The organism is Streptosporangium sp. NPDC000563 (assembly GCF_040299985.1).
GTDB lineage: Bacteria > Actinomycetota > Actinomycetes > Streptosporangiales > Streptosporangiaceae > Streptosporangium.
In genome coordinates this window covers 315,253-326,154 of the sequence record NZ_JBEPDA010000007.1, presented here as the reverse complement: position 1 = coordinate 326,154, position 10,902 = coordinate 315,253, and the positions used below count along the sequence as shown (strand labels likewise).

11 protein-coding genes are annotated in these 10,902 nt (G+C 70.9%); 8 read left to right on the top strand and 3 right to left on the bottom strand.

Going from position 1 to position 10,902, the window contains the following annotated elements:
* Positions 1 to 157: 157 nt before the first annotated feature.
* Together ABT352_RS20105 and ABT352_RS20100 are read right to left on the bottom strand one after the other, a co-directional pair.
* A complete protein-coding gene (locus ABT352_RS20105) occupies positions 158 to 826 on the bottom strand; it encodes a 4'-phosphopantetheinyl transferase family protein (RefSeq protein ID WP_350946375.1) in 669 nt (222 codons plus the stop codon).
* Complete coding sequence (locus tag ABT352_RS20100) at positions 823 to 1,662, bottom strand: metallophosphoesterase family protein (protein WP_350946374.1); 840 nt, start codon at positions 1,660 to 1,662, stop codon at positions 823 to 825. The genes ABT352_RS20105 and ABT352_RS20100 overlap by 4 nt, the downstream gene beginning before the upstream one ends.
* A gap of 350 nt (positions 1,663 to 2,012) precedes the next feature.
* Here ABT352_RS20100 and ABT352_RS20095 point away from each other — a divergent pair, with 350 nt between their 5' ends.
* Positions 2,013 to 3,104 carry a M4 family metallopeptidase gene (locus ABT352_RS20095; protein WP_350946373.1) on the top strand — a complete coding sequence of 364 codons (1,092 nt, stop codon included), beginning with the start codon at positions 2,013 to 2,015 and terminating at the stop codon, positions 3,102 to 3,104.
* A gap of 49 nt (positions 3,105 to 3,153) precedes the next feature.
* On the opposite strand, the gene ABT352_RS20090 is transcribed toward ABT352_RS20095, so the two are convergent.
* Positions 3,154 to 3,516 carry an ester cyclase gene (locus tag ABT352_RS20090; RefSeq protein WP_350946372.1) on the bottom strand — a complete coding sequence of 121 codons (363 nt, stop codon included), beginning with the start codon at positions 3,514 to 3,516 and terminating at the stop codon, positions 3,154 to 3,156.
* A 128-nt stretch (positions 3,517 to 3,644) separates the two neighbouring features.
* On the opposite strand from ABT352_RS20090, the gene ABT352_RS20085 reads away from it, so the two are divergent.
* From ABT352_RS20085 to plsX, 7 genes are all read left to right on the top strand, one after another.
* Positions 3,645 to 4,268, top strand: a complete 624-nt coding sequence (locus tag ABT352_RS20085) for an SbtR family transcriptional regulator (protein ID WP_350946371.1) — start codon at positions 3,645 to 3,647, stop codon at positions 4,266 to 4,268.
* Between the two features lie 228 nt (positions 4,269 to 4,496).
* Positions 4,497 to 4,817, top strand: a complete 321-nt coding sequence (locus ABT352_RS20080; protein ID WP_350946370.1) for a protealysin inhibitor emfourin — start codon at positions 4,497 to 4,499, stop codon at positions 4,815 to 4,817.
* A gap of 283 nt (positions 4,818 to 5,100) precedes the next feature.
* A complete protein-coding gene (locus ABT352_RS20075) occupies positions 5,101 to 6,825 on the top strand; it encodes a S8 family serine peptidase (protein WP_350946369.1) in 1,725 nt (574 codons plus the stop codon).
* Positions 6,826 to 7,039: 214 nt separating this feature from the next.
* On the top strand, positions 7,040 to 7,258 hold the full coding sequence (locus ABT352_RS20070; RefSeq protein WP_350946368.1) for a hypothetical protein: 219 nt from the start codon (positions 7,040 to 7,042) through the stop codon (positions 7,256 to 7,258).
* Positions 7,255 to 8,715: a phytoene desaturase family protein gene (crtI, locus tag ABT352_RS20065; protein WP_350946367.1), complete on the top strand. Its 1,461-nt coding sequence runs from the start codon at positions 7,255 to 7,257 to the stop codon at positions 8,713 to 8,715. Before ABT352_RS20070 ends, crtI begins: the two co-directional genes overlap by 4 nt.
* Positions 8,712 to 9,611: a phytoene/squalene synthase family protein gene (locus ABT352_RS20060; protein ID WP_350946366.1), complete on the top strand. Its 900-nt coding sequence runs from the start codon at positions 8,712 to 8,714 to the stop codon at positions 9,609 to 9,611. Before crtI ends, ABT352_RS20060 begins: the two co-directional genes overlap by 4 nt.
* 205 nt (positions 9,612 to 9,816) lie before the next feature.
* The gene (plsX, locus tag ABT352_RS20055; RefSeq protein WP_350946365.1) at positions 9,817 to 10,788 is read left to right on the top strand and encodes a phosphate acyltransferase PlsX; all 972 of its coding nucleotides are present in this window, start codon (positions 9,817 to 9,819) and stop codon (positions 10,786 to 10,788) included.
* The last annotated feature ends 114 nt before the right edge of the window (positions 10,789 to 10,902 follow it).

The window sequence follows — 10,902 nt, the reverse complement described above, 5'->3', positions numbered from 1 at the left end:
TTCTCCTCTGTCGGAATTCGGAATTCTGCCGGGATGCCCTCGGGGGTCCGTCGAGACCTTTTGGCGAGGGGCCGACGGAATCACATGAGTGACTCCGCTCTTCGAGACGGAGCGGAGGTCAACGGGAGTCCCGACCTCCCGCGGGGGACGTCGCGGGCTATCCCGTCGCGGACTGTCTCGGCGCGGACTTTCCCGGTACGGCGATGGAGGTCACGACCAGGCCGTCGGAGACCAGCCAGCGGCCGGTGAAACCGGTCAGCTCCCGGCCGTCCACGACGGGGCCGGGGACGAGGAGGCGGGCGGTGAACGTACCGGAGGGGGAGAAGACGAGGTGGGCCTCCTCGAAGCCGAGCCAACGCCTGGCCAGCGGGAACCACGCCTTGTAGACGCTCTCCTTGGCGCTGAACAGCAGCCGGCCCCAGTGCACGTCGTCGTTCAGCCGCTCCAGCGCGGCCCGCTCCTCGGGCAGCGAGACCGCCGGCAGGATGCCGTCGGGGAGCGGCTCGTGAGGCTCGGCGTCGATGCCGATGGTGAGCGCGTCGCGGGAGACGGCCGCCGCACGGTATCCGGCGCAGTGGGTGATGGCGCCCACCACCCCGTCCGGCCACACGGGGGCGCCGCGCTCACCGGGCAGGATCGGCGCGGGCGGCAGTCCGAGCTCGGCCAGGGCCTGACGTGCGCAGTGGCGCGCGGTGCCGAACTCGCGCCGCCGCTTCTCCACCGCGCGGGCGACGGCCTCCTCCTCCTCGGGGAACAGCACGACGTCCGGCGGGTCCTCGAAGCGTTCCGAACTCGCCACCCACGGCGGCAGGATCTTCTCGATCACGAGGCGGCCTTCGGGCTGGGCAGGATGCGCCTCAGCTGACCGGGCGCGGTGGACCTGGGACGCCACTCGCGGGGATAGCCCAAGGAGACCTCCTCGAAGCGGATACCGTCGTGCCAGGTGGTCCTGGGGATGTGCAGGTGACCGTAGACGACCGCGGCGGCGTCGAAGCGCAGGTGCCAGTCGGCGGTGCGCTCGGTGCCGCACCAGATCGCGAACTCCGGGTGGTACAGGATCAGGGTGGGTTCGCGCACCAGCGGGTAGTGGTTGACCAGCACCGTGGGCACCCCGGGCGGCCTGGCCTCCAGGCGCCGTTCGGTCTCGGCGATCCTGGCGTCGCACCAGGCGTCCCTGGTGGGGTACGGGTCGGGGTGCAGCAGCATCTCGTCGGTGCAGACCACCCCCTTGTCGTACGCGCGGGCGAGCGCCGCCTCCTTCGTGGCCACACCGGGCATGCGGAAGGTGTAGTCGTACAGCACGAACAGCGGGGCGACGGTGACCGGGCCGCCGGGGCCGGTCCAGGTGAGGTAGGGGTCCTCGGGCGTCGCCACCCCCAGGTTCCGGCACACCTCGACCAGGTGCCGGTAGCGCTCCTCGCCGCGCAACTGGACGGGGTCGCTGGGGTGGGTCCACAGCTCGTGGTTGCCGGGCGCCCACACCACCTTCTCGAACCGTTCGGCGAGCAGTCCTAGGGTCCATTCGACGTCGGAGACCTTCTCCGAGACGTCCCCGGCGACCAGCAGCCAGTCGGAGGCGGAGGTGGGCCGCAGCTTCTCGACGATGTCGCGGTTCTCCTGGTAGCCGATGTGCAGGTCGCTGATGGCCAGCAGTGACGTCATGCGCGGCCCGTCCTCCGAGAAGCGGTGTCTCGCGGCGCGAGTCGCGTGCTTCGCGAGCCGGTCTCGCCCCGCGCGAGGCCCGTCACCGGTGTACCCGTCATCGGCGAGCCGAGCCGATCGCCGTGCGTCGTCACCGTGAGCGCCCGCACCGTCCCCTCGTTCTCTTCCACGTTTCCCAGCACCGCCGCCTCCGTCTCGCCCTCTTCCCCGGGCGCGGTCACGACCCCGTGATCGTCGAGCAGAAGAACCCTCTCACGACCGCTCCCGTGGGCACACCCCAGTCCACCCCCGAAGCCATCAAGTATGGCAATACTCATACAGTTTGAGCAGGCGGTGACGATCCTTAACACATGACGACATTCGACAGCATGCCCCAGTGCTGTATCGCACCTCCCGACCTGCTCGCGGCGGTCGCCGAACACGGAACCCCCGCCGAGCGGGAGGCCGCACTCAGGACCCTCGCCACCTCGGAGAGCGCCCGCGCGCAGCGCGCCTCGTTCGGTGGCGCGCTGCGTCAGCTCAGTCTCACCCTCTCCGACGTCGAGCCCGCCCCCGGCATGGTGCGTACGGTCTACGACGTCGAGAACGGCGGCGACTTCGACCTTCCCGGCAGGAAGAGGCGCGGGGAGGGCGAGCAGCCGTCCGGTGACGCGGCGGTCGACGAGGCCTACGAAGGGGCGGGGGCCACCTACGACTTCTACCGGCGGGTCTTCGGGCGCGACAGCATCGACGGGCGAGGGCTGGAGATCGTCTCCTCGGTCCACTACGGGACCGACTACGACAACGCCGCCTGGATCGGCTTCCAGATGATCTACGGTGACGGCAGCGGGCAGATCTTCACCAAGGGCTCCCTCACCCGGGCCGTCGACGTCGTGGCGCACGAGCTGACCCACGGCATCACCCAGTTCACCGCGCACCTGGTCTACAGCAAGCAGCCCGGCGCCCTGAACGAGTCGTTCTCCGACGTCTTCGGGTCGCTCGTCAAGCAGTACGGCAGGGGGCAGACCGCGGAGCAGGCCGACTGGCTCATCGGTGACGGCATCCTGGGCAGCGCCCTGCGGGGAACCGCGCTGCGCTCGATGAAGGCGCCGGGGACCGCCTGGTCGACCCCGGCCGGGGGAGGCGACCGCCAGCCGGGACACATGCGCGACTACGTGGACCTGCCCGACGACGGCGACCCCTCCAACGACCACGGAGGCGTCCACCTCAACTCGGGCATCCCCAACCACGCCTTCTACCTCGCCGCCACCGCCATCGGCGGCAACGCCTGGGAGCGCGCCGGACGCGTCTGGTACGTCACGCTCACCGAGCGGCTCCGGCCGCGCTCCGATTTCCAGGAGGCGGCGGAGGCGACCGTGGAGGTGGCCGGGGAGCTGTTCGGCGCGGACGGGGACGAGCAACGGAAGATACGCGCCGCGTGGCAGCAGGTCGGAGTCCTCTAGGGGCCGTTCGAGGTTCGAAACCCGGAGGAACCTGTGAGGCCGCGGGGCCTCAGTGACGTGGGTCGGGGCCCTCGGTGACGCCCCAGGTCTCCGCGAGTCGGCCGTCGTCGATGCGGAAGATCTCGATGAGCACGGGCCGGGCGTCGCCACCCGGGGCCGCCATCCCCTCAACCGACGAGCGGACGGCGACCTTGTCACCGTCGATCAGGATGTCGTCGGCGACAACGCGCATGGCCGGAAACCGGGCGACGACCTGGACCCAGGCCTCCTTGCCCGCTTCGAACCCGGTGGCGCCAAGCGGGTGGTTGAGGAAGTCGGGGGTGAACAGTTCGGCGGCCTGGTCGAACTGCCGGGTGTTGAAGCATTCCTGCATCCGCAGCACCAGGGCGCCGGCTTCCTCACGTGTGGTCATCGAAGGGACCTCCTCGTGTTCGGTGGGATCCGCCCCATGGCGAAACGACGCGACCGCATAAGCGGGGCGTCGCCCCGTTTAGATGTGGACAGCATACGGGGCGTCGCCCCGGTTAGGGTAGGCGTGAGATGTCCAGCCGAACGCCTGAACACATTCCAGCCGAGTCGCAGACGGCTCCCGTGCACGACCGGGAGCTACGGGCCGACGCGCGTCGCAACCGTGAACAGGTGCTGCGGACCGCGCAGCGGTTGTTCGCCTCGCAAGGCCTCGGCGTCTCGCTCGATGAGATCGCCCGCCGCGCGGGTGTCGGTCCCGGCACCGTCCACCGGCACTTCCCCAACAAGGAAGCGCTGTACCTCGCCGTCGCGATCGACCAGATCAGACAACTGGTCGCCGAGGGAGAGGCACTCACCGGTACCGACGATCCAGCCGCCCTGTTCACGCTGTTGTCCCGGATGATGGCCTCGGGCGCGGAGAACGCGGCGGTGAAGAGCGCGCTCACGGCCGCCGAGTTCGACCTGCGCGACGCCGCTCCGGACGCCGCCGCCGACCTCACGCACCAGGTCGCGCACCTGCTCGATCGCGCCCGTCGCGCCGGCGTCGTACGCTACGACGTGACGGTCGAGGAGGTGATGGCGATCGTCGCCGGTGCCTTCGCCGCGATCCGACACGCCGACGCGGACACCGACCGCGAACGCTCCGCGCGCATCGCTCGAATCATCCTCGACGGACTACGACCCCAACCCCGGTGACAAGGACCTCCCTGCCTGTCACACCGCACCGTGAGCACCCGTCTGTACGGGGGCCTTCCCCGAGCTCGGCATCCCCTCGCACGCAACTGCGCGACGCCCTGACGGATACGTCAGGCGACTGATGTTCGGGTTTGTCGCGCGCGACATATCGGCGCCGCGTGCCGTCATCGCCCAGGAAACCCCGCGCGGGACCGGCCGGGCCGCGCGGGCCGGTCTAGGATCGCGTCCATGAAGGTCTCGGTCGTCCGGGGAGGCGGCATCGCCGGCCTCGTCACGGTCACCACGGTCGACTCCGCGTCGCTGGCGCCGGACGACGAGACCGAGCTGCGCACCCGGGTGGAACGGGCCGGGCTGTCCGGCGTGCCGGAGCGGCAGGTGGGCGCCGAGGGGCGGCCCGACCGCTTCGACTACGAGCTCACCGTCGAGGACGGCGGCCACGTGCTCACGGCACGCGCACGCGAGGGCGACCTGTCGGGCGCGCTCCGCGCGCTCATCTCGTACGTGACCTCACTGCCGGGACGGCAGGAGCGAATCGGCCCGCCCGGCTGACCTCCCGCCCTGTCTTTTGCCGCTTTTTCAGTCTCATTCCTGCTATTTCACAACAGGTTTGACGTGCGAGACTCCATGCCGTCGTCGTTTTCGGCGCGAGAATTCCCTCGTAACGGTTCACTGATGGCATGATTCGCCAATGTGTGCAGTTCACAGGGGTGACGGGGTTCCCCGGCTCCTGTTGGTTTTATTGCGCATCGGCGGCAAATGTGTCCACGTATGAATTGCTTGGTGCGCGTGAAATCACATTTGCGGGGAGCTCTTTGGATATGCGGAGGTATATGTGAAACGCGTCATCGTCACCGCGGCCGTCGTCCCCCTCGCGGCGGCCACGTTGGTATCCCCGGCGCAGGCCCGGCGGGCGGTCGCAGAACCGGTCGTGGAGGCCGAGTACGTCGTCCTCTACACCGAGGGCGCGCGCCCGGCGGACGCCCGGCAGGCCATCAGGGCGGCGGGCGGAAGCATCCTCAGGGAGAACACCGCGATCGGCGTCGCCACCGTCAAGACGGCGAACACCGACTTCGCCGAGGCGGTGCGCGACGCCGCCTCGATCGACGACCTCGCCCACAACCGGTCCATCGGCAGCGTGCCCTCCGCCGGGAGGGGAGCGGCGGGCCACGCGGCCGTGCGGGCGAGCGCCGTGGAGAAGGCCGGTGACGGAGCCCTGGCCGCCTCCACCTTCGGCGCACCCGCGCCCGCCGCGGAGCCGCTGTCGGAGCTGCAGTGGGACATGAAGCAGATCCACGCGACCGTCGACGGCTCCTACCACCACCAGCAGGGCGACCCGGGCGTGCTGGTCGGTGTCATCGACACCGGTGTCGACGGCTCCCACCCCGACATCGCCCCCAACTTCAACCGCGAACTGAGCCGTAACTTCACCGTCGACATTCCCGTCGACGCCGACGGCAAAAAGGTCGACGGTCCGTGTGAGGAGGAGCCGGACCGCTCCTGCGAGGACCCGGTGGACGTCGACGAGAACGAGCACGGCACCCACGTGGCGTCGTCGATCGCCTCCCCCATCAACGGGATCGGCATATCGGGCGTGGCGCCCAAGGTCTCGATCGTGAGCCTGCGGGCCGGCCAGGACTCGGGATTCTTCTTCCTGCAGCCCAGCGTCGACGCGCTGACCTACGCCGGTGACATCGGCGTCGACGTGGTCAACATGAGTTACTACATCGACCCGTGGATGTTCAACTGCGTCGACAACCCGGCGGACTCTCCGGCCGACCGGCAGGAACAGGCCACGATCATCAAGGCGATGCAGCGGGCGCTCACCTACGCGCACAACAAAGGGGTGACCCTGGTGTCCGCGGCGGGCAACGGGGCCTTCGACTACACCAAGGAGATCGTCGACACCTCCAGCCCCGACTTCGCCGGTGTGCCCGGCGAGTCGCCCCACTCGCGCACGATCACCCCGAGCTGCGTCTCCATGCCGAGCGAGGCCAAGCATGTGATCTCGGTGTCCTCGACCGGCATCAGCGGGCGCAAGGCGTACTACTCCGACTACGGCAACGGCTACATCGACGTCTCCTCCCCGGGCGGGGACGTCTACGACACCGCGAACGGCGACCGCGACGTCACCGGGGCGACACTGGCCGCCTATCCCAAGTCGCTGGCCGAGGCACGCGGCCAGCTCAACCCCGACGGCACGCCCAACGTCACCAACGTGGTCCGCAGCTGCAAGGACGACGTCTGCGGCTACTACGTGTATCTCCAGGGCACCTCGATGGCCTCTCCCCGCGCGGCCGGGGTCGCCGCGCTGATCGTGAGCGAGTACGGCCGGCGCGACCGGGTGCACGGAGGCAGGACGCTCCGTCCCACCGTCGTGGAGAGGGTCCTCAAGGGCACCGCCACCAGGACGCCCTGCCCCACCCCGCCCGCCCACACCTACACCCGGCACCTGCCGGACGGCAGCACGGCGACCTCGACGCAGACGTGTGAGGGAAACGCGTCGCGAAACGGCTTCTACGGCTACGGGATCGTCGACGCCCTCCGGGCGGTCCGCTGACCCGAACGGCGAGGCCCGGCGTCCGCCACGCGGCGGACGCCGGGCCTCGCCGTTTTTACGCCTTCTTGCGCCATGGGTTGACTTACCCGCAGCCCGGCCCGGGGATGGATCTTCAGATGCCACCGGTCACGGGCCATCCGCCTGCCGTCGGACAAACGCATCCAGACGTGGTGTCGCTTGCGAAGTCCTCTGTGGACGAGAAGGAGTGATGCCCATGGCCGCCGTCACGCGTGGGACCGACCGGTCCCGTGAGCGGATGGACCCCCATCCGGGACGGAAGGCGACCCCGCCCGCCCGCACCCAGGCCGACGCGCCGCCGCGGGTCACCGGCGGGAGAGTGACGGATCCGGCCGTACGGGCGGCCGGCGTACTCGTCGCGGGTGTGGACGGGCCGGCCGGTGCGGGAGACCCGGTGACGAGGAGGGGCGCGTGAGCCCGGTCGTGGTGATCGGCGCCGGTCTCGGAGGTCTCGCCGCCGCGGTCCGGCTCGCCGCCGCCGGACGGGACGTCACGATCGTGGAGGCGAACGAGGTGCCGGGCGGCTGCTGCGGTACGGCCACCCTCGGCGACTACCGCTTCGACACCGGTCCCTCGGTGCTGACCATGCCGGAGGTCCTGGCCGACGTCTTCGCCGCCGCCGGACAGGACATGGAGAGCATGCTTCCGCTGCGGCGCCTGGACCCGTACTACCGGCTGCGCTACCACGACGGCTCCCACCTGGACGTGGTGGCCGGGGAGGAGGCGATGACCGAGCGGGTGCGCGCGCTGAGCGGCGCCGCGGAGGCCGCGAGATACCGGCGTTTCCGCGCCAGGCTCGGCGAACTCTTCGACATCGAGTGGCCCGCGTTCATCGACCGCGACATGACGAGGCTGCGCGACCTCGCCCAGCCCCGCGTCCTGGCGCGCCTCGCGGCCCTGGGCGGTTTCCGCAGCATGGACGCCCTTGTCAGGAGCCACCTCACCGACCACCGGCTGATCAAGGCGCACACCTTCCAGGCCCTGTACGTGGGCCTGCCGCCCCGCCAGGCGCTCGGGATCTACGCGGTCATCGCCCACATGGACACCGTCGGGGGCGTCTTCTTCCCGCGCGACGGCGGGATGCACGCCATCCCGGTCGCCCTGGCGGCGCTCGCCGAGAAGACGGGCGCGCGCATCCGGTACGGTGTCCGCGCCGTGAAGGTCGAGGCCGGATCCTCCGGAGTCTCCGGGGTGAGGCTCGACACCGGGGAGCGCCTCGCGGCCGGCAACGTCGTGGTCGCCTGCGACCTGTCCCGTGCCCACACCGGGCTGCTCCCGAAGGGCGCGGGCGACTGGCGGCTCCGCCGGCCCCGCTACTCGCCCTCCTGCCTGGTCATGCACTTCGGTCTGGACCGCCGCCTGGCCGGGCAGGCACACCACACCCTGCACTTCGGCAGACAGTGGGAGGCCACCTTCGACGCGCTGCGCGCCGGGAGGCCGCAGCCCGACCCGAACCTGCTGGTCACCTACCCCGAGTCCGACACCGGCGCCGCGCCGTCGGGCCACGCCACCCTCACCGTGCTGGAACCGACCGCGAACCTGCGCGGCGGCGCCGACTGGGAGCGGCTCACCCCGAAACTGGAGGACCGGCTGTTCGGCAGGCTCGCCGACCTCGGTTACGGCGATCTGTCCGCCGCGCCGAGGCTCACCATCGACCCGCCCGCCTGGGCGCGGCTCGGCCACTCGGCGGGCACCCCGTTCGCGCTGGACCACCGCTTCGCGCAGACGGCCTGGTTCCGGCCGGCGGGGGCGGCCAGACGCGTCCCGGGACTGCACTTCGCCGGGATGTACACCGCGCCGGGGGTCGGGGTGCCGCCGGTGCTGATCTCCGGCCGGCTCGCCGCGGAACGCGTACTGGAGACCCCCCGATGACCCTGACCGCCAGTTACGAACTCTGCCGCAGGCTCAACGCCCGGCACGGCCGCTCCTACTACCTGGCGACCCTGCTGCTGCCCGGCTGGAAACGCCCGCACGTGCACGCCCTGTACGGTTTCGCGCGCTACGCCGACGAGATCGTGGACTCCTTCACGATGACCGGCGACCGGGCGCGGGCGCTCGACGACCTGTCCGCCCGGCTCACCGCGGCTCTGGCGGGCGAGGCCACCGGCGATCCGGTGCTTCCCGCGTTCGCGCAGACCGTGCGCTCCTTCGGCATCGACCACCGCGACATCGAGGCGTTCCTGAGCTCGATGCGGGCCGATCTGACCGTCGCCCGCTACCCGACCTACGACGACCTGCTCGGCTACATGGAGGGCTCGGCCGCGGTGATCGGCACCATGATGCTGCCCGTTCTCGAACCGCTGCCCGGCATGGAGGAGAAGGCCCGCGAACCGGCTCGCCAGCTGGGGCTGGCCTTCCAGCTGACCAACTTCCTGCGTGACGTCGCCGAGGACCTGGAACGCGGCCGGGTCTATCTTCCGATGGAGGACCTGGACAGGTTCGGGGTGAAGGTCGCCGATCTGGAGGGCGGCGTCACCACCCCCGAACTGCGCGAGCTGCTCGCCTTCCAGGCCCGGCGGACCAGGGACCACTACGCGCGGGCCGAGGAGGGGTTCGCCATGCTGACCCCCTCCTCCCGGCCGTGCATCCGAGCGGCGTTCGAGCTGTACGGAGGCATCCTCGACCGGATCGAGGCCGCCCGCTACGACGTCCTCGGCGCGAGGATCGCCGTACCCCGGCGACGGCGACTGTCGATCTTCGCGCGGCACCTGCTCGCGGCGTCCGCGGCCGACCGCGCCGAACGCCGCGTGATCGTCGAGATTCCTTGAACCGGCGGTCGGACGTGTCGCGAGTTTTCCGGTCGTGAGGTCGTTCGACGAGAGGCCGTCGAGGGGAGTGGGTGCGGGTTCGGGGCCGTCGGTCGCGAGGGCGTCCGGTGAGAGGCCGTTCGGCGCCGTCCTCTCTCGCCGCCGCTGTTGTCGCTGTCGCTGTCGCTGTCGCTGTTGTCGTTGTCGTTGTCGTTGGGAGAGTGTGATGTCAGAGCCTGTGGTCGTTGACGCGATGGGCGGGGACCACGGACCGGTCGAGACGGTCGCCGGGGCGGTGGCCGCCCATCGCGAGCTGGGGGTCCCCGTGCTGCTGGTGGGCAGGGCGGGGGCCATCCGTGCCGAGCTCGACCGGCACGGCGCCGTCTCCGAGATCGGCGTGGTGCACGCAGAGGACGTCGTCCCGATGACCGAACGGGGCGCGGGAGCGGTCTCCTCCACCACGACGAGCCTCACGGTCGGCTGCGATCTCGTACGGCGAGGAGCGGCATCGGCCTTCGTGTCGGCAGGGTCCACGGGCGCGGTCGTCTCATGTGCCATCCGTGGCATCGGCCGCGCCCCGGGCGTCCTGCGGCCGGCCCTGGCGATCGCGCTGCCCTCGGTCACCGGCGGCGCCACCGTGCTGATCGACGCGGGAGCCACCTCCGACCCCACCCCGGAGATGATCGCCCAGTTCGCGCTGCTCGGGGTCTCCTACGCGCAACTCGTGCTCGGCGTCGCCGACCCGTCGGTGGGACTGCTGTCGATCGGCTCGGAGCCCGGCAAGGGCAACCGGCTGACCCGCAGGGCCGGTGAGCTGCTTCCCGCACTGCCGTTCCGCTTCCACGGCAACGTGGAGGGCCACGACGTGCTCGCGGGCACCGTCGACGTGATCGCCACCGACGGCTTCACCGGCAACGTGGTGCTCAAGAACGTCGAGGGTTCGGTACGGGCCGCGCTGACGCTGGTGGCGCGCTCGGGGATCGCCGGGGCCGAGGAACTGAAGACGGTGGCCGACCGCTACGACCCCGAGACCCACGGCGGGGCGGCGCTGCTCGGGCTGAGCGGCACCGTCGTCGTCGCGCACGGCTCCTCGCGGGCGGCGACGATCGCGCGTGCCTGCGCGGTGGCCCACGACCTCGCCGAGGGCGGGGTCGTCACCCGCTTCGGCGACCATCTCACCGCGGGCCCCGCTCGGTGAACGGGGGCGGGCGGCCGGGTGCTCCCGAGTTCCCGGACGCGATGCGGGCGTCCCACCATGGTGTCCACCTGTTGAGCGAGGGTGCTCCCGTGCTCGCGGTGCGCGCGTCTCACG